At 64.1% G+C, this 26,628-nt stretch carries 25 protein-coding genes and 1 tRNA gene; 16 read left to right on the top strand and 10 right to left on the bottom strand.

The features are described from left to right. Positions 1 to 197: 197 nt before the first annotated feature. The gene (locus IVB45_RS20580; RefSeq protein WP_247356234.1) at positions 198 to 2,462 is read left to right on the top strand and encodes an exopolysaccharide transport family protein; all 2,265 of its coding nucleotides are present in this window, start codon (positions 198 to 200) and stop codon (positions 2,460 to 2,462) included. 182 nt (positions 2,463 to 2,644) lie between these two features. Here the strand turns inward: IVB45_RS20580 and IVB45_RS20575 are convergent, their stop codons facing one another. Then, positions 2,645 to 3,826, bottom strand: a complete 1,182-nt coding sequence (locus tag IVB45_RS20575) for a GNAT family N-acetyltransferase (protein ID WP_247356240.1) — start codon at positions 3,824 to 3,826, stop codon at positions 2,645 to 2,647. 126 nt (positions 3,827 to 3,952) lie between these two features. Here IVB45_RS20575 and IVB45_RS20570 point away from each other — a divergent pair, with 126 nt between their 5' ends. Next, a complete protein-coding gene (locus IVB45_RS20570) occupies positions 3,953 to 4,996 on the top strand; it encodes a polysaccharide deacetylase family protein (protein WP_247356243.1) in 1,044 nt (347 codons plus the stop codon). A 21-nt stretch (positions 4,997 to 5,017) separates the two neighbouring features. On the opposite strand, the gene IVB45_RS20565 is transcribed toward IVB45_RS20570, so the two are convergent. Next, positions 5,018 to 5,239 (bottom strand): DUF2842 domain-containing protein, encoded by a 222-nt coding sequence (locus IVB45_RS20565; protein WP_247356245.1) that lies wholly within the window; start codon positions 5,237 to 5,239, stop codon positions 5,018 to 5,020. Between the two features lie 93 nt (positions 5,240 to 5,332). Here IVB45_RS20565 and IVB45_RS20560 point away from each other — a divergent pair, with 93 nt between their 5' ends. Beyond that, positions 5,333 to 6,415 carry a COX15/CtaA family protein gene (locus tag IVB45_RS20560; RefSeq protein WP_247356247.1) on the top strand — a complete coding sequence of 361 codons (1,083 nt, stop codon included), beginning with the start codon at positions 5,333 to 5,335 and terminating at the stop codon, positions 6,413 to 6,415. Between the two features lie 13 nt (positions 6,416 to 6,428). Here IVB45_RS20560 and IVB45_RS20555 read toward each other — a convergent pair whose 3' ends face one another. The 4 genes from IVB45_RS20555 to IVB45_RS20540 all read right to left on the bottom strand — a co-directional run bounded on the left by IVB45_RS20555 (position 6,429) and on the right by IVB45_RS20540 (position 9,840). Further along, positions 6,429 to 6,773, bottom strand: coding sequence for a hypothetical protein (locus IVB45_RS20555; RefSeq protein ID WP_247356249.1), 345 nt, complete (start codon positions 6,771 to 6,773; stop codon positions 6,429 to 6,431). 120 nt (positions 6,774 to 6,893) lie between these two features. Next, positions 6,894 to 8,174: an O-acetylhomoserine aminocarboxypropyltransferase gene (locus tag IVB45_RS20550; RefSeq protein WP_027567230.1), complete on the bottom strand. Its 1,281-nt coding sequence runs from the start codon at positions 8,172 to 8,174 to the stop codon at positions 6,894 to 6,896. 138 nt (positions 8,175 to 8,312) lie between these two features. After that, entirely contained in the window at positions 8,313 to 8,897 is a 585-nt protein-coding gene (locus tag IVB45_RS20545) for a CoA-binding protein (protein ID WP_247356251.1), read from the bottom strand. Positions 8,898 to 9,015: 118 nt separating this feature from the next. Continuing rightward, on the bottom strand, positions 9,016 to 9,840 hold the full coding sequence (locus IVB45_RS20540) for an enoyl-CoA hydratase (RefSeq protein WP_247356252.1): 825 nt from the start codon (positions 9,838 to 9,840) through the stop codon (positions 9,016 to 9,018). Positions 9,841 to 9,926: 86 nt separating this feature from the next. Here IVB45_RS20540 and IVB45_RS20535 point away from each other — a divergent pair, with 86 nt between their 5' ends. The 6 genes from IVB45_RS20535 (at position 9,927) to IVB45_RS20510 (ending at position 13,614) form a co-directional block, all read left to right on the top strand. Continuing rightward, entirely contained in the window at positions 9,927 to 10,355 is a 429-nt protein-coding gene (locus IVB45_RS20535; RefSeq protein ID WP_007603483.1) for a PaaI family thioesterase, read from the top strand. A 158-nt stretch (positions 10,356 to 10,513) separates the two neighbouring features. Further along, positions 10,514 to 10,978 (top strand): 50S ribosomal protein L13, encoded by a 465-nt coding sequence (gene rplM, locus IVB45_RS20530; protein ID WP_007603484.1) that lies wholly within the window; start codon positions 10,514 to 10,516, stop codon positions 10,976 to 10,978. 1 nt (position 10,979) lies between these two features. Then, positions 10,980 to 11,459: a 30S ribosomal protein S9 gene (gene rpsI, locus IVB45_RS20525; RefSeq protein ID WP_007603485.1), complete on the top strand. Its 480-nt coding sequence runs from the start codon at positions 10,980 to 10,982 to the stop codon at positions 11,457 to 11,459. A gap of 229 nt (positions 11,460 to 11,688) precedes the next feature. Further along, positions 11,689 to 12,921 (top strand): GGDEF domain-containing protein, encoded by a 1,233-nt coding sequence (locus IVB45_RS20520; protein ID WP_247356254.1) that lies wholly within the window; start codon positions 11,689 to 11,691, stop codon positions 12,919 to 12,921. Positions 12,922 to 12,978: 57 nt separating this feature from the next. Next, positions 12,979 to 13,215: a hypothetical protein gene (locus IVB45_RS20515; RefSeq protein ID WP_027567226.1), complete on the top strand. Its 237-nt coding sequence runs from the start codon at positions 12,979 to 12,981 to the stop codon at positions 13,213 to 13,215. 102 nt (positions 13,216 to 13,317) lie between these two features. Next, a complete protein-coding gene (locus IVB45_RS20510) occupies positions 13,318 to 13,614 on the top strand; it encodes an antibiotic biosynthesis monooxygenase family protein (protein ID WP_027518288.1) in 297 nt (98 codons plus the stop codon). Positions 13,615 to 13,620: 6 nt separating this feature from the next. Here the strand turns inward: IVB45_RS20510 and IVB45_RS20505 are convergent, their stop codons facing one another. After that, positions 13,621 to 14,757 carry an AI-2E family transporter gene (locus IVB45_RS20505; RefSeq protein WP_247356394.1) on the bottom strand — a complete coding sequence of 379 codons (1,137 nt, stop codon included), beginning with the start codon at positions 14,755 to 14,757 and terminating at the stop codon, positions 13,621 to 13,623. A gap of 135 nt (positions 14,758 to 14,892) precedes the next feature. Between IVB45_RS20505 and IVB45_RS20500 the strand changes: the two genes are divergently transcribed. Next, on the top strand, positions 14,893 to 15,597 hold the full coding sequence (locus IVB45_RS20500; protein WP_247356256.1) for a hypothetical protein: 705 nt from the start codon (positions 14,893 to 14,895) through the stop codon (positions 15,595 to 15,597). 91 nt (positions 15,598 to 15,688) lie between these two features. Continuing rightward, positions 15,689 to 16,462, top strand: coding sequence for a gamma-glutamyl-gamma-aminobutyrate hydrolase family protein (locus tag IVB45_RS20495; RefSeq protein WP_027567222.1), 774 nt, complete (start codon positions 15,689 to 15,691; stop codon positions 16,460 to 16,462). A gap of 318 nt (positions 16,463 to 16,780) precedes the next feature. Here the strand turns inward: IVB45_RS20495 and glnA are convergent, their stop codons facing one another. Beyond that, entirely contained in the window at positions 16,781 to 18,190 is a 1,410-nt protein-coding gene (gene glnA / locus IVB45_RS20490) for a type I glutamate--ammonia ligase (protein ID WP_007603494.1), read from the bottom strand. A 149-nt stretch (positions 18,191 to 18,339) separates the two neighbouring features. Next, positions 18,340 to 18,678, bottom strand: a complete 339-nt coding sequence (locus tag IVB45_RS20485) for a P-II family nitrogen regulator (protein ID WP_007603495.1) — start codon at positions 18,676 to 18,678, stop codon at positions 18,340 to 18,342. Between the two features lie 381 nt (positions 18,679 to 19,059). On the opposite strand from IVB45_RS20485, the gene IVB45_RS20480 reads away from it, so the two are divergent. Beyond that, positions 19,060 to 20,559, top strand: coding sequence for an NAD(P)H-hydrate dehydratase (locus IVB45_RS20480; protein WP_247356258.1), 1,500 nt, complete (start codon positions 19,060 to 19,062; stop codon positions 20,557 to 20,559). A 4-nt stretch (positions 20,560 to 20,563) separates the two neighbouring features. Here the strand turns inward: IVB45_RS20480 and IVB45_RS20475 are convergent, their stop codons facing one another. After that, positions 20,564 to 21,880, bottom strand: coding sequence for a multicopper oxidase domain-containing protein (locus tag IVB45_RS20475; protein ID WP_247356260.1), 1,317 nt, complete (start codon positions 21,878 to 21,880; stop codon positions 20,564 to 20,566). A gap of 152 nt (positions 21,881 to 22,032) precedes the next feature. Here IVB45_RS20475 and IVB45_RS20470 point away from each other — a divergent pair. The 4 genes from IVB45_RS20470 to clpX all read left to right on the top strand — a co-directional run bounded on the left by IVB45_RS20470 (position 22,033) and on the right by clpX (position 26,307). Beyond that, a tRNA-Leu gene (locus tag IVB45_RS20470) sits at positions 22,033 to 22,117 on the top strand. A 173-nt stretch (positions 22,118 to 22,290) separates the two neighbouring features. Next, the gene (gene tig, locus IVB45_RS20465; protein ID WP_247356261.1) at positions 22,291 to 23,652 is read left to right on the top strand and encodes a trigger factor; all 1,362 of its coding nucleotides are present in this window, start codon (positions 22,291 to 22,293) and stop codon (positions 23,650 to 23,652) included. 306 nt (positions 23,653 to 23,958) lie between these two features. Continuing rightward, positions 23,959 to 24,594, top strand: coding sequence for an ATP-dependent Clp protease proteolytic subunit (locus IVB45_RS20460; protein WP_007603501.1), 636 nt, complete (start codon positions 23,959 to 23,961; stop codon positions 24,592 to 24,594). A gap of 441 nt (positions 24,595 to 25,035) precedes the next feature. Next, positions 25,036 to 26,307, top strand: a complete 1,272-nt coding sequence (gene clpX / locus IVB45_RS20455) for an ATP-dependent Clp protease ATP-binding subunit ClpX (protein WP_007603503.1) — start codon at positions 25,036 to 25,038, stop codon at positions 26,305 to 26,307. Positions 26,308 to 26,628: the final 321 nt, after the last annotated feature.

The following is a 26,628-nucleotide window of genomic DNA, read 5'->3' as shown; positions in this document are numbered from 1 at the left end:
AACCAGCGCTCGACGGCGAATGCTCGAACAATCTCACGAAATATCGAGACGGATTAAGAGCCCCCGTGGTTAACAAACGGTGACGGACGTGCACGCGCGAGCTGCCGCACGCCACGATTAACCCAGCGGCAACCTTAATGGAGTGTAATCGCGCCGGTTGAGGTAGGTTCGTGGCGTTGCGCCTGCGGGAGTGTTCGATGCGTTTAGCGTTCTGGCGTGCCGGCAAGGACAAGGCGGTGGTCGAGCGGGCTGTCTCGAAGGTCGCAGCCAAGCGGGCCGAACTCGAGCCTAGCATTGAAGCGAAGCCTGCGTCCGTTGCTCCGCGGCCGGCGCCAGTCGAATCCGGCGACATCGACCTGCACGCGCTCGGTGCGGCATTGGCGCGCAAGCGCGGCTGGATCATCGTGCCGACGGTGCTGGCGCTGGTCGCATCAGTCGCGATCGTCAATCTCATCACGCCGCGCTACAAGTCCGAATCCCGCATCCTGATCGACGGCCGCGAGAACGTGTTTCTGCGCCCCAACAGTGATCGCGCCGAGGAACGGCAGGCGCTCGACGCCGAGGCCGTCACCAGCCAGGTGCAGCTCGTGCTGTCGCGCGATCTCGCGCGCGAGATCATCAAGAAGAACAAGCTTGCGGAACGGCCCGAGTTCGATCCGGTGCTGCAAGGCATTTCACCGCTGAAGTCGCTTGCGGCGCTGATCGGCATCGGCCGCGATCCGTTCTCGATGACGCCGGAAGAACGCGTGCTGGACGCTTATTACGAGCGCCTCCAGGCCTACGCCGTCGATAAGTCACGCGTGATCGTGATCGAATTCCAGTCTGCCGATCCCGATCTCGCCGTGCGCGTCGCCAATTCGATCGCCGACGGCTATCTCGTGCTCCAGCAGGATGCGCGCCAGGATCAGGCCCGAAACGCCAGCCAGTGGTATGCCGGCAGGATCGACGAGCTGCGACGGAATGTCTCCGAGGCCGAAGCGAAGGCCGAGGACTTCCGCTCCAAGTCGAGCCTGTTCGTCGGCACCAACAACACGACGCTGTCGAACCAGCAGATGGGCGAGGTCAACACCCAGCTCAACAATGCGCGCGCACTCAAGGCCGACGCCGAGTCCAAGGCGCGCCTGATCCGCGAGATGATCCAGAGCGGCAAGCCGATCGAATCGTCCGAAGTGCTGAACTCGGAATCGATGCGTACGCCTTCGCAGCAGCGCGTGGCGTTGCGGGCGCAGTTGGCCGAGCAATCGTCGACCTTACTTGGCAACCATCCGCGCATCAAAGAATTGAAGGCGCAGCTCGCCGACCTCGACACCCAGATCCGCGACGAGGCCGCCAAGCTCGCCCGCACGCTCGAAAACGATGCGCGCGCCGCCAGCGGCCGCGTTCAGGAATTGTCCGCAAGCCTCGAGCAGCTCAAGAAGCAGGCGACGGCCACCAACGGCCAGGACGTGCAGCTCCGCGCCCTCGAGCGTGAGGCCAAGGCCCAGCGCGACCTGCTCGAAACCTATCTCGCGAAGTACCGTGAAGCCAACACCCGCGAGACCATCGACACCGCGCCGACGGATGGCCGCATCATCTCGCGCGCCGTCGTCTCGAACACGCCAGCCTATCCGAAGAAGCTGCCGATCGTGCTGATCGCAACGATCGCGACACTGCTGCTCTCGTCCGGCGTCGTCGTCACCGGAGAATTGTTGCGCCAGACCGCGCCCCGGGCGGTAGCGGTGTTCGCGCCAGCGCTCACGCGGGCGTCGGCTCGCCAGGAACAGATCGTCCAACCGGTGGTGGTCGAGCCCTTCGTCGATCCAGTCATGGCAGAACCCGCGCCGCTTCAGCCGGAGATGACGGCTGACGCCGATGTCACCGAATTCGCGGAGATCGAACAGCTGGCCGACAGCCTGCGCGCCGCCGGGACCATGGCGAAGAAAGTCACGGTGCTCGGCACGGCGAGCGGCGAAGCCATCACGCTGTCGGCGCTGACGTTGGCCCGGCACCTGGCGCGCGACGCGCGGGTCGTCGTAGTCGATCTCGCCGCGTCCTCGCCGACCATGGCCGCCGTGTCCGTCGATGCCTCGGCACCCGGCCTTGCCGAGCTGATGCAGGGCGAGGCATCGTTCGCGCAGATCATCACCCGCGACAAGCTCTCGCGGCTGCATCTGGTCATGGCCGGCCGCTCCGGCTTCGATCGCAGCCTGTTGCAGTCGCCGCGCGTGACGCTCGCGATCGACGCGCTGCTGCGCGCCTACGACCACGTGCTGCTCGATGCCGGCAGTGCCTCCGACCTTCCGGCCGAGCTCCTGACGGCGAATGCCCGCGCCGTCGTGGTGCCCGAGGCGTCGATGACGCCGGATGCGCGCGCGCTGATGTGCGAGCAGCTCAGCGCCGTCGGCTTCAGCGAAGTGACGATGCTGAGCAGGTCCGTGCAGCCGTCGGATGCGAGGGACGCGCCACGCGTCGTGGCGGCGTAGGCGTTTCTTACCCTCTCCCCCTGTGGGAGAGGGTGGCTCGCCGCGATAGCGGCGAGACGGGTGAGGGGTCTCTCTCCGGGCATGCCTCTCGCATTTTGATTTGCTGATACAGCCCCTCATCCGGCGCTTCGCGCCACCTTCTCCCACAAGGGGAGAAGGAGGGCAGTCGTGCAATGCGAGAGCTACCCGAACGCTCGCCGTAGCCGCTGCGCCAGGTCGAACAACATCTGGTTCTGCTTCACCAGCCGCTTGCCGTGGCTCAGCGAGGACATCGCCATGGCCGCGAGCTTTCCGCGTGACGTCAGCGGAACAAAACTGTCGAAGATGTCCTGGTCGTCCTTGCAGAACATCCGCTTGTACTCGTCCGAGCCGATGCCGAGGTCGAGCGAGCGGTAGCCGCGCTCGGCGCAGCGGTCGATGATGTAACGCATCAGGATCAGCCCGGGGCTGTAGCGGGCGTGCTCGGACATCGTGTAGGTGTTGAACATCATCGAGAAGCGCTGGCCGTCGGCGACGCCGGCGAAGATCGCGATCACCTCGTCGTCGCATTCGAGCGCATGGATGTCGATGGCGCGGCCGTCACCGCGTGGCGCAAGGCAGGCGCTGCGGACGAATGGCTCGACGCCGGGCTCGGCGAAGACGTTGGGAAGCTTCTGTTCGGCCATCCGCGCCGGCTTGACGCGGAAGAACCAGTCGAGCAGGCGGGTGATGTCCGCATCGGTGGTCGCCAAGTGATAGCGATAACCGGCGAGCGCCTGGAGCTTCTTCTCCTTGCTCTTGAGGCGGCGGCGGAAGGAGTTGCTGATCCGCGATGCCGGCGGACCGCCCGGTTCCATCGTGAGCAGCGGGCAGCCGTTGATCGCGCTCTGGCGCGGCAAATGCGCGAACGGGTTCTGCTGGTCGTTCCAGTGCAGCGGCTGCTGCGTCAGTGCGAGAACGTCGGCATGCTCGCCGAGCGGCGCAAGCAGCGCGTCGAGATCGCCGATGGTGACCTGCGCTGCAAATTCGGCGTTCCACAGGCCCATGTTGAAGGTCGTGTGCTTGCCGCCCATGAAGCAGGCCGTACGGACGCCGTGGTTTTGGCGCAGCGAGAGCGGCAGCAGCAGCAGTGGCTGATGCTCGGCATCGCGGGCCACGACGATGAAAGGGCGGGCGCGTTCGTGCTCGCCGACCAGACGCTGCCAGGGACTGAGCAGATCAAATCGCTGATAGGGCGTGAAGAGGCGGCCGGGCTGCTCGAAGGCGCGCCAGGCGGCCTCGGCCGCGCCGAGATCGGTCACGATATCGACATGCACGATGCGGCCCGCTTTCGACCGCGCTGGCAATTCTGCCGTCCGGCTTTGCATCGCCGCAGCCATGGTCATTCGCGAACCTGTCGAGAAATCAAAAATATGCGTAATTCGGCCTGTGGCCGACCTTTGCAAAGAAGTGTCAACAAAGAGTAATGACTATAAGAGGGGAACGGCCGCCGACGGGCGCGAGGTGGGACATTGGCATCCGACGACAGATGGCTGGAACGGCTGCGCCTTGAGCTGACCTGGTTCACAGGGCAGGCTGCGCTGCGCAGTCGTGGTGCCGGCGCCATCCTGCGCTTTGCGCATGTGCGGCCGAGGCGGCGCGGCGGGTTTCAGCCGCTGCGCGAGGACGAGATCACACCGCATTTCCTCGATCGCGCCATTCGCGCGCTGAAGCGGTGGAAGTACGATTTTCTCGGCATGGACGAGGTCTGCCGGCGCGCGGTGACACTGTCGGAACAGCGGCGCTTCGTGGCACTCACCTTCGACGGCGCCGGCAAGGACCTGATCGACTTTGCCTATCCGGTGCTGGCGCGCCATGCCGTGCCCTTCACGATCTATGTGCCTACGGCGTTTCCCGACGGCGTCGGTGAGGCCTGGTGGCTCGGACTCGAACAGGTGATCGCGCGCGAGAGCCGTGTCAGCCTGATGATGGGCGACAAGGAGCAGCGCTTCACGGTTACTGATAACGCCGAGAAGCAGGCGCTGTTTTCGTTCGTCGAGGCCTGGCTGCGCTCGCTGCCGCCGGCGGATGTGTCGGCTGCGATCGCAGACCTCTGCACGCGCTACCGGGTCGACCTTGCCGCGCTCTCACGCGAGGCATCGATGAATTGGGAGGATCTGGCGAGGCTTGCGGCCGACCCGCTGGTGACGATCGGCAGTGCGACCGTGAATTATCCCGTTCTCACCAACATGAAGGATGCGGCCGCGCTGCGCGAGATGACGATGGGCAAGGCAGTCGCGGAAGCGGCCTTCGATCGCGACATCCGGCATCTCGCCTTTCCGTTCGGCGATCGCGCCTCGTTCCGGCGCAGCCATGTCATCATGGCGGAGGAGGCCGGCTTTGCCAGCGCGGTGACGACGATCCCGGGTGTCGTGGACGCGGAGGGACGCACCAATCTGCGCGCGCTGCCGCGCATTTCCTGGGATGGCCGGGTGCGCTCGCTGCGCATCATGCGGGTGCTGGTGTCGGGGGTTGCTTTTGCGCCGGTGAAGCCGACCGGCACAGCCGCGACCTAGAAGCGCTACGAACTGGAAGCGCTACGAACTCGACTTGACCCGGTCGGGCCGCTGCATCCAGCTTATGATCGGCATGGCCGGCAGCACCCAGCCCATGCCGACCACCACGTAATAGATTGCCTGCCGCCAGCCGGATTCGGCAATCCAGGGCATCTGCGCCAGCGCCATGCCGAGTAGGGCCCAGACGGTGGCGAGCACCAGGAGCAGGATGGTGCCGAGGAACTTGCGGGTGCGGATCGTCATGACGGAATGTCGCGGCTTTCACGTAACTTGCGCTGCGGAAGCGGGGGACTATAAGGGGCACGCAGTCCGGTTCAAGCTCTGGTTTTGCCTCGAATGACGACGATTTCCGCCCCCACCGAGCCGCATCGCGCCGTGCGCTGGTGGCTGATCTCAGTCGCTGCGCTGATCGCGCTGATGGTGCTGGTCGGCGGCGCGACGCGGCTGACGGAATCGGGACTCTCGATCGTCGAATGGAAGCCGGTCGCGGGCAGCGTTCCGCCACTCTCGGAAGCGCAGTGGACGGCGGCCTTCGAGGCCTACAAGACGATCCCGCAATATCGCGAGCTCAACGCCGGCATGAGCCTGTCCGAGTTCAAGGAGATCTTCTGGTGGGAATGGAGCCACCGGCTGCTCGGCCGTTTCATCGGCGTCGCTTATCTTTTGCCGTTCCTGTTCTTCCTCTGGCGCGGCGGCCTGTCCGGCGAGTTGAAGCGGCGGTTGTGGCTGTTGTTCGGGCTCGGCGGACTCCAGGGCGCGGTGGGCTGGTGGATGGTGGCCTCGGGGCTGTCTGAACGCGTCGAGGTGTCGCAATATCGGCTGGCAACGCATCTTGTGCTCGCGCTCGTGATCTTCGCCGGCATCGTCTGGACGGTGCGGCGGCTTGCCGAGCGTCCGCCGATCGCAGCACCCTCGCGGCTGCGCTTCACGAGCGCCTTGCTCCTGGTCGTGACCTTCATCCAGATCTATTTCGGTGCGCTGGTTGCGGGCCTACGCGCCGGCCGCGCCTACAACACCTGGCCGCAGATCGACGGCGCGTTCATTCCGTCAGGGGAGCGGCTGTGGTTCGAGACGCCGTGGTGGCGCAACATGTTCGACAATGTGCTGACGGTGCAGTTCGAGCACCGTATGACGGCCTATGCGCTGTTCGCGCTGGCGGCGTTGCACGGGTTCGATGCGGTGCGTTCACGCGCGGGGTCTGCGGCGAGCGGCGCGCTTTTGCTGCTCGGCGCGGTCAGCCTGCAAGGCGTGCTCGGCATCCTCACGCTGCTCAACCAGGTGCCGATTGATCTCGCGCTCGCGCATCAGGCGGTCGCAATCGTGGTGCTGACGCTTGCGGTGATGCAGACCGAACGGCTCGCGACGCGTGGCGCAACCGAAGCGCAGCCGCGCGCCGTTCCCGTCGGTCAGGCCAGCTGATCGGATCTGCTCTTCAGCAATAGCCGTAGATGCCGCACGAATAGGGCAGGCGCCAGAAATAATCGACCTGCTTCCCGCCGTAATACGCGCCTTGGTAATCGTAGTCCCAGGGGCGGCCGTAATAGCCCGGCAGCGTATGCGAGCCCGGCAGTAGTGGCGTACCCGGCAAATTGCGGATGTAGCTGCCGATGCCGTAGGCCGGCGAGATTAGCGCATCCGGATCGGTCTCGACATAAACCTGCGGCGGCTCCTGTGGCGGAGCGGCAGCCCGCCGCCTCGGCGTGGCCGGCAAATCGGCGGCAATCGCAGCTGAGACCGTTAGCATCCCCGCAAGGGCAGGCACCATCCAGCGCAGCATCGTCGGCTCCGAATCAAAAGGGGTGATCCAGTGACGATGTATGCGGCAGATATGGTTAATGACTGTTAACTGGAGCCATTTTCCGGGGCGCACTCAGGCGCCCCGGAATGACCAGAACAGCTACGCGCCCAGCGCCTGTTCCAGATCGGCGATCAAATCTTCCTTGTCCTCGATGCCGATCGAGAGCCGCACCACGTCGGGGCCGGCGCCGGACTTGACCTTGGCGGCGTCGTCGAGCTGGCTGTGCGTGGTCGAGGCCGGATGGATGACCAGCGAGCGGGTGTCGCCGACATTGGCAAGATGCGAGAACAGCTGCAACTTCGACACCAGGCTGACGCCGGCATCGTAGCCGCCCTTCAGGCTGAAAGTGAACACGGCGCCGGCACCCTTCGGCGCGTATTTGCGCGCGAGCTGGTTGTACTTGTCGCTTGCAAGGCCCGCATAGTTCACCGCGGCCACCGCCGGATGGCCGGCGAGGAATTCGGCGACCGCTTTCGCATTGTCGCAGTGCTTCTGCATGCGCAGCGGCAATGTCTCGATGCCGGTGAGGATCATGAAGGCGTTGAACGGCGACAGCGCGGGTCCGAGGTCGCGCAGGCCGAGTACGCGGCAGGCGATCGCGAAGGCGAAATTGCCGAACGTCTCCTGCAGCCGGATGCCGTGATATTCGGGCCGTGGCTCGGAGAGCATCGGATATTTGCCGCCGGTCGACCAGTCGAAGGTGCCGGCATCGACGATGATGCCACCGATCGAATTGCCATGGCCGCCGAGAAATTTCGTCAGCGAGTGCACGACGATGTCGGCACCGTGGTCGATGGGACGGATCAGATAGGGCGAGGCCAGCGTGTTGTCGACGATCAGCGGTACGCCGGCCTTGCGCGCCACCGTCGAGATCGCCTCGATGTCAGTGATGCTGCCGGCGGGATTGGCGATGGACTCGATGAAGATCGCTTTCGTGCGCGGCGTGACCGCGCGTTCGAAGCTCGCGATGTCGTCGGGATCGGCCCACACCACGTTCCAGCCGAAGCTCTTGAACGCGTGCGTGAACTGGTTGATCGAGCCGCCATAGAGCTTTCGCGCGGCGATGAACTCGTCGCCGGGCTGGAGCAATTGCTGCAGCACCACGACCTGCGCGGCATGGCCCGAGGCCACCGCAAGCGCGGCCGTGCCGCCTTCGAGCGCCGCGACGCGCTCTTCCAGCACCGCATTGGTGGGATTGCCGATGCGGGTATAGATGTTGCCGAACGCCTGCAGGCCGAACAGCGAGGCGGCGTGGTCGGCGTCGTTGAAGACGAACGATGTCGTTTGATAGATCGGAGTCGCGCGCGCACCGGTGGTGGGATCGGGCTGTGCACCGGCATGCACGGCGAGGGTCGAAAATCCCGGAAGGCGATCGCTCATTGAGGGCGTCCTGTTCTCGTGGTCTGAAATCGCGCGGCATGCTGATTGGCGCCGCGGCTGCCGTCAAGGCGCGGCTTCACATCGGAACGATCGTGCTACGCATTGTCGCGTTCGCGAAATGAAACCTTCGCAATTGCGTCAGCTTTGCTCGCTCTTGTTCTTGGCGGCGCGGTCCGATGCCGCGGTGTCGCCGCCGCCGACACTCATCCGATTGAGGGATAAGCGCATGCCCTGCGTCGGCACCGGGGCGCGTTTGGAGCTCAGCGTGCGTGAATTGACGCCCATCCAGGAGATCTCCGACGACAGGCGGCCATATTCGATCTTGGGACAGCGGTTCATCACCACCTTGATACCGACCGATTCCGCCTTCAGCGCCGCCGCATCGTCCCGCGCCCCCAGCTGCATCCAGATCACCATCGGCAGCGGATCGAGGGTGAGGGCTTCCTCGACCACCGGCATGATGTGGCTGGAGTTGCGGAAAATGTCGATCATGTCGACGGGGCGGCCGATGTCGGACAGCGAGGCGACGAAGGGTTTTCCGAGCAGCTCCTTGCCGACATGGCCGGGGTTGACCGGAATCATGTCGTAGCCGCGCTGGGCCAGATATTTGAACGCGAAATAGCTTGGCCGCACGTTGGCAGGCGAAGCGCCGACCATCGCGATCGACTTCACGTTGTTGAGGATGCCCCGGATGTAATTGTCAGGATAGGCGTCGTGGTTCATTGGCTTATCTTTTCGGGCTCATCTTTTCGCCGTCATTGCGAGGAGCGAAGCGACGAAGCAATCCAGTCTGTCTCCGAGGAGGGATTCTGGATTGCTTCGCTCCGCTCGCAATGACGAATTACTCATCCCGCCATATCGGAGTGCGCTTCTCGATGAAAGCGCCGATGCCTTCCTCGGCGTCTCGCGCCATCATGTTGTCGGTCATCACCTCTGCCGCATAGCGATAGGCGTCTGCAAGGCTCATCTCGGCCTGGCGATAGAACGCCTCCTTGCCGAGCTTGACGGTATAGGCGGATTTCAGCGCGACCTGTTCGGCGAGCGCAATGGCGGCAGCGCGCTCAGTGCCGGCGGCGACGACACGATTGACCAGTCCGATCTCGCGGGCGCGCGCGGCCGGGGTCGGCTCGCCCGTCAGCAGCATCTCCATCGCCTGCTTGCGCGGCACGTTGCGCGACAGCGCCACCATCGGCGTCGAGCAGAACAGGCCGATGTCGACGCCGGGCGTGGCGAAGTGTGCTGCTTCCGAGGCGATGGCGAGATCGCAGCTTGCCACGAGCTGGCAGCCCGCGGCGGTCGCAATGCCCTGGACCGATGCGACCACAGGCTTGGGCAGGTGCACGATCGCCTGCATCATCGCGCTGCAGGCGGTCATCATCTCGGCGAAGAAGGCACGGCCACGGTCCGGGTCGGTGCGGCGCGCGGTCAGCTCCTTCATGTCGTGGCCGGCGGAGAAGGCGGGACCGTTGGCCGCGATCACGACCCCGCGGACGGACTTGTCGTCCCGGATCTCGTTGAGCTCGGCATGCAGGCTTGCGATCAGCGTCGCCGACAGGCTGTTGCGGGCGGCCGGGCGGTTGAGGGTCAGGACCGCGATGGGGCCCACGGTCTCGCGCAGCAGGATCGGTGGTTGCGGGGAGGGGACGCGGGCGGCCTGGACGGACATCAAAGCGTTTCCGGTTGGATTATTGCGATTGGATGACGCAGATTACTTAATGTAACAGGGGACGTGAAGCGAGGGTGAGGGGTAGCATGGCGTTAGCGAAAATGAGCGTGGCGGAGCTCGAGCAGTTCCTCCGCAACGAGTTTCCCCAGGCCTTCAGCGGCGACGACATCACGATCGAGAGCGCGGACGGTCAGGCCTGCCTTTTGCGTCAGCGCTATAGCGAAAAGATGCTGCGGCCGGGCGGAACCGTGTCCGGCCCGACCCTGATGGCACTCGCCGATTTCGCGATGTACGTGGTGCTGTTGTCCGCGATCGGGCCGATCGGGCTCGCCGTCACCACCAATCTCAACATCAACTTCCTGCGCAAGGGGCAACCCGGGCAGGACGTGCTGGCGGAGGCGCGGCTGCTCAAGCTCGGCAAGCGCCTCGCGGTCGGTGAGGTGAAGCTGTTGTCCGGTACCTCGCCCGATCCGATTGCCCATGTCACCTCGACCTATTCCATTCCAAATGTTTGAGCTTTTTGAGGGTACTTTAGTACCATATTTCTAAACAATTGATATTGCACATGTAAATTACGCCTTCGGGCATTGACCGCGGCGCCCCCGTTCTCTAGAAACCCGCCCAGTCCGGTGCGGTGTTCGCGCCGATGCTCCCCGTCCACGGAAACTCTGACATGAAAACCTTTTCGGCAAAGCCGGCTGAGGTGACGAAGAAGTGGGTATTGATCGACGCCAAGGGTCTGGTCGTCGGCCGTCTCGCCACCATCGTCGCCATGCGCCTGCGCGGCAAGCACCTCCCGACCTACACCCCGCACGTTGATTGCGGCGACAACATCATCATCATCAACGCGCAGTATGCGGTTCTCACCGGCCGCAAGCGCGAGCAGAAGACCTATTACAAGCACACCGGTTACGTCGGCCACATCAAGGAGCGCACCGCGCGCCAGATCCTCGAGGGCAAGCATCCCGAGCGCGTGCTCGAGAAGGCCGTCGAGCGCATGATCCCGCGTGGTCCGCTCGGTCGCGTCCAGATGGGCAACCTCCGCGTCTATGGCGGCGCCGATCATCCGCACGAGGCCCAGACGCCCGAGAAGATCGACATCGCCAAGTTGAACCGCAAGAACACGAGGGCCGCATAACATGGCCGAATCCATCCAGTCGCTCGACCAGCTCTCGCAGCTCAAGACGGCGGCCGCGCCCGACGCGCCCAAGCACGAGAAGAAGGTCGACAAGTTCAACCGCGCCTATGCCACCGGCAAGCGAAAGGATGCGGTCGCCCGCGTCTGGATCAAGCCGGGCGCCGGCAAGGTCACGGTCAACGCGCGCGAGGTCGAGGTCTATTTCGCCCGTCCGGTGCTGCGTATGATGATTGAGCAGCCGTTCTCCGTGGCCGCGCGCTCGGGCCAGTATGACGTGATCTGCACCGTCGCCGGCGGCGGTCTGTCCGGCCAGGCCGGTGCCGTCCGTCACGGCATCTCGAAGGCGCTGACCTATTTCGAGCCGGAGCTGCGCACCGTGCTCAAGAAGGGCGGCTTCCTCACCCGCGACTCCCGCGTGGTCGAGCGCAAGAAGTACGGCAAGGCCAAGGCCCGCCGGTCCTTCCAGTTCTCGAAGCGTTAATCGCTTCGGTCGCATTCGCTGCGAAAGCGGCTTCAATGAGATGCAAAAGGGCGCTGATTTCAGCGCCCTTTTTGCTGTTCGTTTGTATGCAAATTGATGGCGTGTTTCCTGAAAACTTGGGCTCGCATGAAAACCTGAATGGAACCCGCGAGACATAGCGTCGCATTTGGAAGGGCGCGCAAATCGGTGGAGCCGATCGCGTAACTGCTATGTCTAGAAGGGGGCCGACATGATGTCGCTCGATAGCATCACGCTCTATTTGGTCGCCACCATGGTCGCCGCACTGCTCGGCGCCATGATGGTATTTTTCGGAAGGCAGGAGAACAGCCCTGCGCTGAAATGGTGGGGCACCGCCTATCTCCTTGGCGCCGCATCGGTCGCGCTCTGGACGGCGGCCGGCGACAAGCTGGGCTCGCATCTTTACCTTGCGCTGAACGCAGTCGGCTTCGTCGCCTGCGGCATGGTGTGGAATGCGGCGCGCGTCTTTCATGGCCGCAAGCCGAACTGGCCGGGTCTCCTGGTCGGCGCGCTCGCCTGGACCGCTGCCGCCACGCTGCTCGATCCCGCGGCGTCCATGCTGCGCATGATCGTCGGCGCCGGCATCGTCTCGGTCTATGCGGCGCTGACGGCGAGCGAGCTCTGGGTCGAGCGGCGCAAGAGCCTGCAACGGCGCTGGCCGGCCTTCGTGGTCCCGGTGATGCACGGCTGCGTCTTGATGCTGCCGATCCTGCTCGGCAGTTTCCTGCGCCCGAACGATGCCGGCTTCTCCAACAGCATCTGGGTCACCGTGTTCGCGGTCGAGCTCGTGCTCTATGCCGTCGGCACCGTGTTCGTGATCTTCATGCTGGTGTCCGAGCGCACGGTCACTGCGCACCGGACCGCCGCGTCCACCGATCCGCTGACCGGCATGCTCAACCGCCGCGGCTTCTCGGAAGCCTGCGGACGCGTGATCGAGCGCGAGGCCAAGGCCGGCCGTCCCGTGACCGTGATGATCTTCGACATCGATCATTTCAAGTCGATCAACGACCGCTTCGGCCATCCCGCCGGCGACGAGATGCTGAAACTGTTCTCGACCGTCGTCGTCAGCAACCTGCGCATCAGCGACATGTCGGGTCGCATCGGCGGCGAGGAGTTCGCCGCCCTCCTGCCGTGTTCGCTGGAGGAGGGCGTGCTGGTGGCCGAGCGCGTGCGCGAGGCCTTCGAGACCTCCGGGGTCGTCGTCGATGAGGGCCCGGTCGACACCACCGTCAGCATCGGCGTCGCGGGCGGTCCGGCCGGCACCGAACTCGAAGTGCTGCTGGCCTCGGCTGACACCGCGCTTTACCAGGCCAAGCGCGGCGGCCGTAACCGCGTCGAGGCGGCGGAGGAGCTGCCATTGTCGCTGGAGAACTGGCGCCGCCAGAGCGCCGCACGGATCGGCGTCTCCAACGCGCAGTCCAAGGCGCAGACGGCGACAGCCTAGGCAAAGGAGGCCTTGCGGTAATCCCCTGTTTACCATTCGATCCCTACCATTGCGATCATGGAATCGATCCGTCGACAGAACCCGCAGACCGCCTTGATGTCGCTCGAAGCCGCGGCGACTTCGGCACGCGGCGGCTTCGCCTGCCTGTTCTCGACCGCGGACGAATATGAGAGCGCGCTGATCACCGAGCGCCGCGCCCAGGGGCATTACACGCAAGGCCGCAATTACTGGCCCCTTGCGCTGTTCGCCGGTTGTGCGCTGATCGTGGCGGGCACCGCTCTGCTGCTTGCCTGAGTGATCTGCATTTTTGGACCGGGCAGGGCGCCGTTTCGGCGCCTTTTTCTTTGTCGCGGGCTGCGGTAGACACTCCCATCGAACAAAAATGGGTGGAAACAGATGATCACCGAGATCGCGCAAATCGACGTCAAGCCGGGCAGCGAGAAGGACTTTGAGGCCGCCGTCGCCAAGGCCAAGGCCGCTTTCGGCCGCTCCAAGGGTTTCCATGGTTTCGAGCTGCACAAGTCGATCGAGAAGCCGCAGCGCTATCGTCTGATGGTGAAGTGGGAAACGCTCGAGAACCATACCGTCGATTTCCGCGGCTCCGAGAATTTCACCGAATGGCGCGGCCTCGTCGGCCAGTATTTTGCGGCACCCCCTGAGGTCGAGCACACCGAAACCGTGCTCACCACCTGAGGCGGCTCAGGCCGCCTCCGCCAGAGGCGGCGCTTCGTACGTCTTGAAGTGGTCGATCACGACCTTGGCGATAGCGACCAGTGGCAGCGCCAGCGCCAGACCCCAGATCCCGAAGACGACGCCGAGCAGGATTTGGAACGCGAACAGCGTAGCCGGCGGGATGTCCAGTGCCTGCCGCTGCAGCAGGGGCGTCAGCACGTAGCTCTCCATGGCGTGGACGCCCATGAAGAGGAGAAAGGCCGACAGCGCCGGAATCCATCCTGAGGCGAGGCTCGCCAGCACGACCACAACGCCGGCAATGATGGCGCCGACGGTCGGAATGAAGCCGAGCAGTCCCGCCTGAATCCCGAGGATGAAGGAGCCCGGGATGCCGATGATGAGAAGCCCGATCCAGGTTACCGCCCCGACCGCGAGCATGACGATCATCTGTGCGATCAGCCATCGTTCAAGTGTCTCGCTGACGCGGTCGATGATGACGGCCGCGCGCGCGCGATGTTTTGCAGGCGCGATGAACAGCAATCCCTCGCGATAGACGCTGGGTTGGGCGGCGAAGGCGACTCCCAGAAACAGCACGATGAAGATGTTTCCCACGCCGTGGATGGTGCCAAGCAGCAGCTTGAACGTCTGGCTCACGATCGCCCCGCCGCTGGAGGCAAGGGCGCCTGCGCCGGGTATTGCCCCGCGCGACGTCGTGCCGGCCGACGGCGTCGGCTCCGGTTGCGCGTCGGGAGACGAATCGGGTCCGGAGCTCCCGAAATCGAAGAAGCTGGTGTCGATGCCGTGATTGTCCAGGAATGATTTGACGTTGCCGATCTGGGATTTGATGGTTTTGCTGAGCCCCGCCGCCTGATCGGCGATGGTGGCGCCGCCGAGATATGCGATGCCCGCGAGCATCAGCGCGAGGGCCAAGCAGACGATCGCGAGCCGCAGCGTATGCGGCAGACGCGCATGCCGGCCAAGCGCGTTGGTCAGCGCGTTGAGCCCAAGGCCCAGCAGCACCCCGGCGAAGATCAGGAGCAGGGTGGTCGCGAAGTACCAGGAGAACGCGAGCAGCACGGCGAACAGCACCACGCCGATGCCGCCGACCGAAATGCCCCAAGCCAGATCAAAACGGGTCGGCGGTCGTTCATCCGGGAATGTGATCACGCAATGTCCTTTAGGTGGACCGGGGGGCAGTCTTTCGACAAACACGCTTTTGATCAAGACCGCGTTACGCGCTGGTTTGACGCTGCCGTGTGAACGGTGCAGACCGACGAGGAGAGAACAGGTGGGGCGCGCTTGAGTTTCATCAGCAAATGGGTGGGTCTGCTCGGGCTTTTGGCCGTGCTCGTGATTGGCGACCAGATCCGGATCAACCGGCCCGGCCACAAATATCGCCTCACGGTCGAGGTGACGACGCCCGAAGGCGTCAAGTCCGGCTCCGGTATTCTGTCCGTCGTGCCCGATCGCGGCTATAGCCGGGGCGGCCGCACCACGATGCGCGGCGAGGCTGTGTTCGTCGACCTCGGCCGGGGAAAGAATGTGGTGGCATTGCTGGCGCATCAGCAGGGCGCGAAGCTCGATCTCGACGACATCAACTATGTCGCGCTCCGCGCTTATGGCGCCGCGCGAGGCAACCGTGTCTCGTTCAACGAGCTCAGCCGGCAGACCGGCGTCGTCGCGGTGCAGGGGGACCTAATGCCCGTGCTGGTGAGCTTTGGCGATCCCATGGACCCTGCGACGGCGCGCCTTGTCGCCGGCGACCATGCGGAGGCGGTCCTGGGCGACGGCTATGCACTCCGTGGCCTTACCGCCGAAATGGTGCCCAACGGGCTTTGGCCGATCGATTTCGGTGGCGCGCTCGGGGAGTCCGTGACGCGCGGAATCGAAACGAAACTGCCCTGGTTGGCTGCGCCGGGCGACCCGGCGGCGACCGCACTGAAGACCGCCGGCCTGCCCCTTGGCGGCGCGATCGTGGCCCGGGAGGCATTTGCGCGAAAATAGCATTGCCGTCCCGCGTACCCTTCTGTTGAATTTGTTCCATCCCGGGGGCATGTTTGGAGAATCTTCTTCGGCGGGGAGGTCTGAGCGGGAGATGAGAAAGCCGGTCGTCGGCGTGATCGGGAATGCCCATCGCGTTGAAAATCGATTTCAGGTCCAGATGGTCGGCGAGCGTAATCTGCGCGCCGTGGCCGAGGTTTCAGGCGGCCTGCCGGTGATGTTCGCGGGCTCGCCTGACATCACCGATATCGGCGCGCTGCTCGATACGGTCGACGGCATCGTGCTGACTGGCGCCCGGGCCAACGTCCACCCGACCCGTTTCAACGTCGATCCGTGTGAGGCGCACGAGCCCTACGACATCCACCGTGACGAGGTGGCGCTGGCGCTCTCGGTCGCCTGCGTTGCCCGCGGTATCCCGCTGTTCGGCATCTGCCGGGGCCTCCAGGAGATGAATGTCGCCTTCGGCGGCTCGCTGCATCCCGAGATCCGCGAGATCCCGGGCCGCATGAACCATCGCATGCCGAGGCTCGAGAACGGTGAGATCCACCCCGATCCGACAGTGGTGTTCGCCGATCGCCACGACGTCGATCTGACGCCGGGCGGCGCGTTCGCAGAATTGCTCGGCTGTGACAAGATCAGGGTCAATTCGCTGCACGGCCAGGGCATCCTCGATCCCGGCAAGCGCGTGCTGATCGAGGGCATTGCCGAGGACGGCACCATCGAGGCAATCCGCATCGCGGAAGCCAGGGCTTTTGCGCTCGGGGTGCAATGGCACGCCGAATACGACCCGCAGCACAATCCGATCAACCGAAAACTGTTCGAGGCGTTCGGTCAGGCCATGGTGGCGAAGCAGCGCGCGGCGGCGTAGCTGCGGGGCTGCGCCGAGGCCGATAAGGCTCTCGATCGTTGCGACCGGCGGCGGAGGATTGGCGATTTTCGCAAACAGGCACGAGAACTAGTCTCCAGGATGGATTTCGCGGCGCTGAACGCATCCTGCGATTACCAACAGCGCTCGCGATCTCTCGGGCGCAATAAACCAGATATCAAGAATTGATGCGCGCCAGTTTTCTCGATTCCGATTCGTTCTTTGAGAACGAAGTGGAGTCAGACGCAGAACAAAGCTCGAGGACCACAAAAAAAGGCGCCCCGAGGGGCGCCTTTCGTGCGTCGTAGTCGTTCCGGCGGCTTAGCCCGAATAGTACATCTCGAACTCGACCGGGTGCGGGGTCATTTCGAAGCGGGCGACTTCGGTCATCTTCAGCTCGATATAAGCGTCGATGAAGTCGTCGTCGAACACGCCGCCGTTCTTCAGGAAGCCGCGATCCTTGTCGAGGTTTTCCAGCGCCTCGCGCAAGCTGCCGCACACTGTCGGGATCTGCTTCAGCTCTTCCTTCGGCAGATCGTAGAGGTCCTTGTCCATCGCCGGACCCGGATCGATCTTGTTCTTGATGCCGTCGAGGCCCGCCATCAGCATCGCGGCGAAGCCGAGATATGGATTGGCGAGCGGATCGGGGAAGCGCACCTCGACGCGCTTGGCCTTCGGCGAAGCGGTGTAGGGGATGCGGCAGGACGCCGAGCGGTTGCGGGCGGAATAGGCGAGCAGCACGGGAGCCTCATAGCCCGGGACCAGACGCTTGTAGGAGTTGGTCGACGGGTTGGTGAAGGCGTTGATCGCCTTGGCGTGCTTGATGATGCCGCCGATGTAATGGAGGCAGGTCTCCGACAGGTCGGCGTATTTGTTGCCGGCGAACACCGGCTTGCCGTCCTTCCAGATCGACTGGTGCACGTGCATGCCCGAGCCGTTGTCGCCGAAGACCGGCTTCGGCATGAAGGTGGCGGTCTTGCCGTAGATGTGCGCAACCTGGTGGATGCAGTATTTGTAGATCTGCATGTGGTCGGCCATCAAGGTCAGCGTGTCGAACTTCATGCCGAGCTCGTGCTGGGCGGAAGCGACCTCGTGATGGTGCTTCTCGACCTTCACGCCCATCTTGGCCATGGCGCCGAGCATCTCCGAGCGCATGTCCTGCACGGAGTCCTGCGGCGGCACCGGGAAGTAGCCGCCCTTGGTACGGACACGATGGCCGAGATTGCCGCCTTCATATTCGGTGTCGGAGTTGGTCGGCAGCTCGGAAGAGTCGAGGCGGAAGCCGGTGCTGTAGGGGTTGGCGGAGAAGCGCACGTCGTCGAACACGAAGAACTCGGCTTCGGGGCCGACGAACACGGTGTCGCCAACGCCCATCGACTTGACCATCGCCTCGGCCTTCTTGGCGATGCCGCGGGGATCCCGGTTGTAGGGCTCGCCGGTGGTCGGCTCGAGCACGTCGCAGGTGATGACCATGGTGGTCTCGGCGAAGAACGGATCGATCGTCGCGGTCACCGGATCGGGCATCAGGCACATGTCGGACTCGTTGATCGCCTTCCAGCCGGCGATCGAGGAGCCGTCAAACATCGTCCCTTCGGCGAAAATGTCCTCATCGATCATGCTGATGTCGAAGGTGACGTGCTGCCACTTGCCGCGCGGATCGGTGAAGCGCAGGTCGACGTATTTGACGTCGTTGTCCTTGATCGATTTCAGGACGTCTTTGGCGGTCTTCATGCATACCCCTTTTGGCTCTGCGGGTCGGTTTCCAAACTTCGAGCGACCGTGTTCACGCTTCTTGAGGCGCGCGAGGCACAAACAAAATGAGGCCGCCGAAGCAGCCTATTTCTTGTCAGAATGTCGCAAAATGCGGGATAGCACCCGGCTCAGATAGCGTCCAGCCCGGATTCGCCGGTCCGGATGCGGATCGCCTCTTCGATGTTGGAGACGAAGATCTTGCCGTCGCCGATGCGCCCGGTTTGCGCGGCGCGGCGGATTGCGTCGATGGCGCGCTCGACCAGATCGTCGCCGATCACGATCTCGATCTTCACCTTGGGCAGGAAGTCGACGATGTATTCTGCGCCGCGGTACAGCTCAGCGTGACCCTTCTGCCGGCCGAAGCCCTTGGCTTCGGTGACGGTGATGCCCTGAAGGCCGACTTCCTGAAGCGCTTCCTTCACCTCGTCGAGCTTGAATGGCTTGATGATGGCTTCGATTTTCTTCACTGCGCGCCTCCCGGCCTTTCGAACAAATAGCAACGTCTTCGTCAGGATGCGCTTTTCTTAACGCACGATCTTGTCTTCGCTATGCCGGGATCCCTGACCAGTCCGGCAACAACGGCCGGCCACACCCTGATAAATGCCAGTGAGCACGACGAACCGAAGCGACTTCCGCGAAAGCAGGGTCTATGCCAAGTTGCAAATGCCCTGATTATTGGAGCGTTATCAGCCTTTTAACGTGCAGCTCTGATAGGTGGCGCCGACCCGCACAAAATACCGCAGACTACGAAATAGGCAAACGGTTCAATATCTGTGCAGATCGTCGTTCCGTCGGATGGCATGGTGCGGAACGTGCCTCTTGAAAAGGCTTTTGGACAGGGAAGTGGCATGGAAGTTCTGACCAACGCCGAAATGCAGCGCGCCGACGAGCTCAGCATTGCGGCAGGCACCCCCGGCTTCAAGCTGATGCTCAGCGCCGGTCAGGCGGTCGCCGAGGCCGCCCACGCGCTGGTGGAGGAGGGGCCGATCCTGATCGTGGCCGGCCCGGGCAACAACGGCGGGGACGGTTTTGTCGCAGCCGCCGAGCTCGCCGCGCAAGGCCGCGAGGTCTCGGTGATCCTGATGTGCGAGCGCGACCAGCTCCAGGGCGATGCGGCCTCGGCCGCGCGGGGCTGGAAGCACCCGGTGCTCCCGTTCAACCCGCAGGCGATCGGGCGACCGGCGCTGATCATCGATGCGCTGTTCGGCGCGGGCCTCAGCCGTCCCGCCGAGGGCGAGGCGCGCGAGATGATCGAGGCGATCAACGCCAACGGTGCGCCGGTGCTCGCGGTCGACCTGCCGAGCGGCATCAACGGCACCAGCGCAGCCGTGCTGGGCGTGGCGGTGAACGCCACCGAGACCCTTACCTTCTTCCGGAAGAAGCCGGCGCATCTGCTGCTGCCGGGGCGGATGCATTGCGGCCACGTGCGTGTCGCCGACATCGGTATCGACGCGCAGGTGCTGGACGAGATCGCGCCGCAAATATTCGAAAACGATCCGGACTTCTGGGGCGCGGCCTTTCCGGTGCCGCGCATCGACGGCCACAAATACGCGCGCGGCCATGTGCTGGCGGTCTCGGGCGATGCGGCGGCGACCGGTGCCGCGCGGCTCGCCGCGCGCGGGGCGCTGCGGGCAGGTGCGGGCCTGGTGACTCTGGCCACGCCGCGGGATGCGCTCGCGATCAATGCGGCTGCGCTCACCGCGGTCATGGTTCGCCCCGTCGATACCGCCATCGAGTTCGGCGAGCTGCTCGGCGACAAGCGTTACAACACCTGCATCATCGGCCCCGGCGCGGGTGTCGGCGAGCGCACCTGCGATCTCGTCCACACGGCGCTTAACGCCCAGCGGCGCCTGGTGCTCGACGCAGATGCGCTGACGAGCTTTGCCGCCAATCCCGAGCGCCTGTTCGAATCGATCAAGACGTCGCAGGACAAGGCGGTGGTGCTGACGCCGCACGAGGGCGAGTTCCCACGGCTGTTCTCCGACCTCAGCAATAAATATCCGGGCCGCTCGAAGATCGAGCGCGTGCGCGCTGCCGCCGAGCGCTCCGGCGCGGTCGTGCTGCTGAAGGGCGCGGACACCACGATTGCCGCGCCCGACGGCCGGGCCACCATCGCCGCCAACGCACCACCCTGGCTCGCCACCGCGGGCGCCGGCGACGTTCTCACCGGCATCATCGCAGGGCTGCTGGCGCAAGGCGTGCCGGCATTCGAAGCCGCCAGCATCGCCGTCTGGATGCATGGCGAAGCGGCGAGCGAAGCGGGGCCGGGGCTGATCGCGGAGGATCTCACCGAGACGCTGCCGGCCGTGCACCGGCGAATCTATGGTGCGCTGGGGGTGGAATACTGAGCTCTCACTCCACCGCGTACCAGCGCACCAGCCGCGGTGCGGCCCAGTCGGTTACGACGGATTCGATCAGCCATCGGCCGGGACCTCTGGCCTCGAATGCGACGCGCTGGGTCAGGCCGGGTTCGATCGCGAGCGTGTCGAGCCAATAGGGCTTCCAGCCGTCGTCGAGCTTGTCGAGCAGGCGGAAATGGTGGCCGTGGAGATGGAAGACGGTGGCGACGGGTGCGGAGTTCTTGAGCGCCAGCACGACGGTGCGGCCGGCCTTGGTGCGAAAGGTAGGGGCGGAGGACGTCGAGAAATTTGCGGGCCGTACCCACCCGACGTCGGCTGCCCCGAGCGTGACATCGAATCGCAGGGCGCCTTTCAGATCTAGCCGGTCGGGCAGGTCATTCGGAGGGAGCGGCTGCGGCGGCAACAGCGGCACGCGCCGGTCAAGCTTGCCGGAGACCGTCAGGCGGCCGATCTGGCGCGCCTCCTTGCCGTCATGCAGCAGGAATGGGGCCGATGTGGCCGCATCCACGAAGGCGTCGGCGCGTGCGCCGGGAGCCAGCACCAGCGCGCCGTTGCGCGTCGGGAACGGCTCGGCCGGCTGTCCGTCCAGGGCCAGCACCTGGACTTCGTGACTTTCCAATTTGATCGCCAGAACAGAACGTTGCGAGCCGTTGATAAAGCGCAGCCGCAGCCGCTCATTGGCCGCAGCTGAGAGTTCGAATGAAGTCGTTCCGTTGATCGTATAGAGCGGGGATGTGTCCTTCGGGTCCCGGCCCGGGGGAAGTGCGGTTCCATCTGGCCGTAGCCGCCATTCCTCGATCAAGAGAACCACGTCGCGATCGGCGGCGACCGGGTTTGTCTCGGCGGCAATGATCGGAAGCGGGCGCGCGGGCTGCTTCAGGCCGTCCTCGAACAGGCGAAAGTCGGCCAGCAAGATTCCCGCATTTGGTACTGAAATAATTGATGTTTCTGTCGCGTCCGGGGCCGTCGGGGCGCGTCCTCGAAGCGGGTCGGCCGCGGCCGGGCCTCCAAGGCCGTACCAGACTGGTGCAAGCGGCACAGGCAGGTCGTTGCGGAAGACCACCTCGCAGCGGTCGCCACGTTTGAGACGGACATCCCCGAGGTGGCTGACGGCGGCCAGCTCCCAGATGGGTGTGGCCGGCTGCCCCGGCGTCAGAGCCAGCGTCCCCGGCCTTGCCTGAAGCGCGAGCTGGGCGGTCACGGCCGGGACTGCGCCGCCCGCCATCAGCCCGGCCACAGAGGCGCCAAGTCCGGCTCCAAGTCCGGCCAAAACCTCGCGCCTCGTCGGGTCGAAGATCCGCGTTTTCATGGCCGATCCGGACCACGGCGTGCTGGATAAGTCCAGCCGTCGTGCCTAGTTGAAGCCTGCCTCTATCGGGCCATTTTTTTGCTGCGAACAGGCGGGCACATGCTATAAGCCCGCCGCCCGCGGCATCGCGGCCGGTCTTGATGCAAATTTACGCGGGCGTGGCGGAACTGGTAGACGCGCTGGATTTAGGTTCCAGTGACGAAAGTTGTGGGGGTTCGAGTCCCTCCGCCCGCACCAAGCGCTTTCAGCGTTTGCACGGATTACGCGATCTGCTCCTGCGCGGATGTTTGTCCGCCGGAAGCCGGTCCGATGAACCACCGGCGTTGAGGCGTTCGCCTCGCGCCGGATCGATTAATGACAGCGTCCCGACGCATGCGCACCGGGACCGAACGAGAAGAAGATTGGACACCATGCAGGTCACAGAAACCCTCTCGGAAGGTTTGAAGCGCGAGTTCAAGATCAGCGTTCCCGCGTCTGATCTCGACGCCAAGGCCGGTGCCAAGCTCGTCGATCTCAAGGACAAGGTCCGCATCAACGGCTTCCGTCCCGGCAAGGTGCCGGTCACGCACCTCAAGAAGGTCTATGGCCGCTCGGTGATGGCCGAGACCATCGACCAGACCATCCGCGACACCAACACGCAGCTGTTCTCCGAGCGCGGCTTCCGCCTGGCGACCGAACCGAAGATCACCATGCCGACCGAGCAGGCCGAGGTCGAGGAGCTGCTCAACGGCAAAACCGATCTGACCTACACGGTTGCGATCGAGGTGGTGCCGTCGATCGCGCTCGCCGACTTCAAGACCTTCGAGGTCGAGAAGCCCGTCGCCGAAGTCACCGACGCCGACGTCGATGAGGCGATCAAGCGCATCGCCGATTCGAACCGTGGCTATGCCCCGAAGGCCGAGGGCGCCAAGGCCGAGTCGGGTGATCGCGTCACCGTTGCCTTCAAGGGCACCATCAACGGCGAGGCCTTCGAGGGCGGCGCCGGCGAGGGCATCCAGGTCGTGATCGGATCCAACACCTTCATCCCCGGCTTCGAAGAGCAGCTCACCGGCATCGCCACGAACGAGACCCGCACGCTGAAGGTGGCGTTCCCCAAGAACTACATGAACGACAAGCTCGCCGGCCAGCCGGCCGAGTTCGAGACGACCGCGACGCTGATCGAGGCGCCGCAGGACCTCGCGATCGACGACGAGTTCGCCAAGACCCTCGGCCTCGAATCGCTGGACAAGCTGAAGGAAGCGGCGCGCGAACGGCTGGTCGCCGAGTTCGCGACCGCGACGCGCCAGCGCGTCAAGCGCGCGCTGCTCGACCGCCTCGACGAGGCCCATCGCTTCGAGGCTCCGCCCTCGCTGGTCGACGAGGAGTTCAATCTGATGTGGAACTCGGTGAAGGCCGAGATGGACTCCGCCGGCAAGACCTTCGCCGACGAGGACACCACTGAAGACGCCGCCAAGGAAGAGTACCGCAAAATCGCCGACCGCCGCGTGCGGCTCGGCCTCGTGCTTTCCGAGATCGGCGAGAAGAACAAGATCTCCGTGACCGACGACGAGGTCGGCCGCGCCGTGATCGAGCGGGCGCGCTCGATGCCGGGCCGCGAGAAGGAGGTCTGGGACTATTACCGCAGCAACGCCCAAGCGTTGGCCCAGCTTCGTGCACCGATCTATGAGGACAAGGTCGTCGACTTCATCCTCGAGCTCGCCAACGTGACCGAAAAGAAGGTTTCGCGTGACGATCTCTACAAGGACGACGAGGCGGAAAAGACCGCCGCCTGAGGGCTCCAGAAGAGCCTTTAGGATAGCCTTGCATTAAGGATGATCAGCAAAGAGGTCGAGCTAGCCAGGTGGCCGGCTGGGCCTCTTTGTACGAATCAGCTTCAACTGCCTCACGGATTAAGCCTTAATTCGCTCCGCACTTGTCAGGCGCGAATTGGGCTATATCTGTCGCTACGCCTTCCGCTTCTACCAAGTTCGTCTATCAAGTTCCTGCATCACGGGACGTCCATCGGCCCTCCGGCAGATCCAGCCCCGACTGGCAGCCGGGCCTGGCGATGTCCGCCTCTTCAAAACCCTAGGTGACTCATGCGCGATCCGGTTGAAACCTACATGAACCTCGTGCCCATGGTGGTCGAGCAGACCAACCGTGGCGAGCGCGCCTACGACATTTTCTCGCGCCTTCTGAAAGAGCGCATCATCTTCCTGACCGGGCCGGTCGAGGACGGCATGTCGACGCTCATTGTCGCGCAGCTGTTGTTCCTTGAGGCGGAAAATCCGAAGAAGGAAATCTCGATGTACATCAACTCGCCGGGCGGCGTGGTGACGTCGGGCCTCGCGATCTACGACACCATGCAGTTCATTCGCCCGCCGGTCTCGACGCTGTGCACGGGCCAGGCCGCCTCGATGGGCTCGCTGCTGCTCTGCGCCGGCGAGAAGGACATGCGCTTCTCGCTGCCGAACGCTCGCATCATGGTGCATCAGCCCTCCGGCGGCTTCCAGGGCCAGGCCACCGACATCATGCTGCACGCCCAGGAAATCCTGAACCTGAAGAAGCGGCTGAACGAGATCTACGTGAAGCACACCGGTCAGACCTACAAGGCGATCGAGGACGCGCTGGAACGCGACAAGTTCCTGACCGCGAGCGACGCCAAGGAGTTCGGCCTGGTCGACAGGGTCATCGACAAGCGCGCCGAGGAAACCGCGGCGCCGAAGACCCCGTAGCACTACTGCGGCGGCGAACCCTCCGGGCTCGCCGGCGCCATTAGGGAGCGTTCACGTTAAGGACACGTGCGCGCGTCGCAAAACGTAGTTTTGCGCCCTGCGACAGGCAGAAAGTTCCGCTTTCGTGCTTGTTTTTCGTGGCAATCCAGCAACGCCGGGGTGATTTCGATCACTTCGCCCGTGCCAAGACCGGAAATCACGGTATTGTCACGGGTAGCCGGCGACCCCCGATTAGCGAATTCTTGATAGTCGGGTGACAGCATGGTTCGCTACGACTGATCGGCTATGATCGCGGGGAATCGAGTGACCGTGATTCGCACGGCATGTAACGCGTAGGGTCTTTTTTGGTACGGAATTTGCTCTATTTGAAGGACTGTACCGGCTGTCGTGCCGGAATAGGGCGATCGAGCGGACGGGATCGAACCGCGGACGGAGACATGAATGAGTAAGGTCGGCACGAGCGACTCCAAGAACACGCTGTATTGCTCGTTCTGCGGCAAGAGCCAGCACGAAGTGCGCAAACTGATCGCGGGTCCCACGGTCTTCATTTGCGACGAGTGCGTCGAGCTCTGCATGGACATCATTCGCGAGGAGAACAAATCCTCGCTGGTGAAGTCGCGCGACGGGATTCCGACGCCGAAGGAAATCTGCAAGGTGCTGGACGATTACGTGATCGGCCAGAACCATGCGAAGAAGGTCCTCTCGGTCGCGGTGCACAATCACTACAAGCGCCTCAACCACCAGACCAAGCACAACGACGTCGAGCTTGCGAAGTCGAACATCCTGCTGATCGGTCCGACCGGCTCGGGCAAGACGCTGCTCGCGCAGACGCTCGCCCGCATCCTGGACGTGCCGTTCACGATGGCGGATGCGACGACGCTGACGGAAGCCGGCTATGTCGGCGAGGACGTCGAGAACATCATCCTGAAGCTGCTCCAGGCCGCCGACTACAACGTCGAGCGTGCCCAGCGCGGCATCGTCTATATCGACGAAATCGACAAGATCAGCCGCAAGTCCGACAATCCCTCGATCACGCGCGACGTGTCGGGTGAGGGCGTGCAGCAGGCGCTGCTCAAGATCATGGAAGGCACGGTGGCTTCGGTCCCGCCGCAGGGCGGCCGCAAGCATCCGCAGCAGGAATTCCTGCAGGTGGACACCACCAACATCCTGTTCATCTGCGGTGGTGCGTTCTCGGGCCTTGAGAAGATCATTTCGGCACGCGGACGTTCGACCTCGATCGGTTTCGCCGCCCAGGTGCTCGCGCCGGAAGACCGCCGCACCGGCGAAATCTTCCGTCACGTCGAGCCGGAGGATCTCCTGAAGTATGGCCTGATCCCGGAATTCGTCGGCCGTCTGCCCGTCGTGGCGACGCTGGAAGATCTGGACGAGGCTTCGCTCAAGAAGATCCTGGTCGAGCCGAAGAACGCGCTGGTGAAGCAGTACCAGCGGCTGTTCGAGATGGAGAACATCGAGCTGACCTTCGCCGACGAGGCGCTTGGCGCGGTTGCCCGCAGGGCGATCGAGCGCAAGACCGGTGCGCGCGGACTGCGCTCGATCCTTGAGGCGATCCTGCTCGAGACCATGTTCGACCTGCCGGGCCTCGAAGGTGTGGAAGAAGTCGTGATTTCCCGCGAAGTCGTGGAAGGAACGGCGCGTCCGCTCTACATTTACGCCGATCGGTCCGATCGCGCCGTCGAGAACGCCAGCGCCTGATTTGCGGCGCTGGAACGCTCCAATCGTCTCCTCAAGCAAGGGCTGCGGAAAGTATCTCCGCAGCCGGTGTTGCGTCGCTTATTTGCGTGCGTAAGCGCCTGATGGCGCGCGTCTTCAATGACTTGACACCCCCCGGGTCGATAGCCACCTAATGTCGGCGGCGAGCAAAAATTCTCTTCAAGATTCGCCTCAGTTCCGATCCGGCAGGCCGGTCCAATCTCAAAAGGACCGACCGGTTTTGCCGATCACCTCGGCACCTTGTGGCGGTTGCGCATGAGCATGGCGGGCTGCGTGCAAGGGGGCAAAGCAAAAGGAAAAAGG

It is taken from the genome of Bradyrhizobium sp. 4 (assembly GCF_023100905.1).
Lineage (GTDB): Bacteria > Pseudomonadota > Alphaproteobacteria > Rhizobiales > Xanthobacteraceae > Bradyrhizobium.
The sequence above is the reverse complement of the archived record's forward strand: the minus strand, read 5'-3'. Positions and strand labels throughout refer to the sequence as shown.

Bases quoted from the DNA above. Each gene is read 5' to 3' on its own strand.
- rplM (WP_007603484.1), top strand. From the start codon at position 10,514: ATGAAAACCTTTTCGGCAAAGCCGGCTGAGGTGACGAAGAAGTGGGTA.
- IVB45_RS20510 (WP_027518288.1), top strand. From the start codon at position 13,318: ATGATCACCGAGATCGCGCAAATCGACGTCAAGCCGGGCAGCGAGAAG.
- IVB45_RS20495 (WP_027567222.1), top strand. From the start codon at position 15,689: ATGAGAAAGCCGGTCGTCGGCGTGATCGGGAATGCCCATCGCGTTGAA.
- rpsI (WP_007603485.1), top strand. From the start codon at position 10,980: ATGGCCGAATCCATCCAGTCGCTCGACCAGCTCTCGCAGCTCAAGACG.
- clpX (WP_007603503.1), top strand. From the start codon at position 25,036: ATGAGTAAGGTCGGCACGAGCGACTCCAAGAACACGCTGTATTGCTCG.
- IVB45_RS20460 (WP_007603501.1), top strand. From the start codon at position 23,959: ATGCGCGATCCGGTTGAAACCTACATGAACCTCGTGCCCATGGTGGTC.
- glnA (WP_007603494.1), bottom strand. From the start codon at position 18,190: ATGAAGACCGCCAAAGACGTCCTGAAATCGATCAAGGACAACGACGTC.
- IVB45_RS20565 (WP_247356245.1), bottom strand. From the start codon at position 5,239: ATGACGATCCGCACCCGCAAGTTCCTCGGCACCATCCTGCTCCTGGTG.
- IVB45_RS20515 (WP_027567226.1), top strand. From the start codon at position 12,979: ATGGAATCGATCCGTCGACAGAACCCGCAGACCGCCTTGATGTCGCTC.
- IVB45_RS20580 (WP_247356234.1), top strand. From the start codon at position 198: ATGCGTTTAGCGTTCTGGCGTGCCGGCAAGGACAAGGCGGTGGTCGAG.
- IVB45_RS20555 (WP_247356249.1), bottom strand. From the start codon at position 6,773: ATGCTGCGCTGGATGGTGCCTGCCCTTGCGGGGATGCTAACGGTCTCA.
- IVB45_RS20540 (WP_247356252.1), bottom strand. From the start codon at position 9,840: ATGTCCGTCCAGGCCGCCCGCGTCCCCTCCCCGCAACCACCGATCCTG.
- IVB45_RS20480 (WP_247356258.1), top strand. From the start codon at position 19,060: ATGGAAGTTCTGACCAACGCCGAAATGCAGCGCGCCGACGAGCTCAGC.
- tig (WP_247356261.1), top strand. From the start codon at position 22,291: ATGCAGGTCACAGAAACCCTCTCGGAAGGTTTGAAGCGCGAGTTCAAG.
- IVB45_RS20535 (WP_007603483.1), top strand. From the start codon at position 9,927: ATGGCGTTAGCGAAAATGAGCGTGGCGGAGCTCGAGCAGTTCCTCCGC.
- IVB45_RS20545 (WP_247356251.1), bottom strand. From the start codon at position 8,897: ATGAACCACGACGCCTATCCTGACAATTACATCCGGGGCATCCTCAAC.
- IVB45_RS20520 (WP_247356254.1), top strand. From the start codon at position 11,689: ATGATGTCGCTCGATAGCATCACGCTCTATTTGGTCGCCACCATGGTC.
- IVB45_RS20550 (WP_027567230.1), bottom strand. From the start codon at position 8,174: ATGAGCGATCGCCTTCCGGGATTTTCGACCCTCGCCGTGCATGCCGGT.
- IVB45_RS20575 (WP_247356240.1), bottom strand. From the start codon at position 3,826: ATGACCATGGCTGCGGCGATGCAAAGCCGGACGGCAGAATTGCCAGCG.
- IVB45_RS20475 (WP_247356260.1), bottom strand. From the start codon at position 21,880: ATGAAAACGCGGATCTTCGACCCGACGAGGCGCGAGGTTTTGGCCGGA.
- IVB45_RS20560 (WP_247356247.1), top strand. From the start codon at position 5,333: ATGACGACGATTTCCGCCCCCACCGAGCCGCATCGCGCCGTGCGCTGG.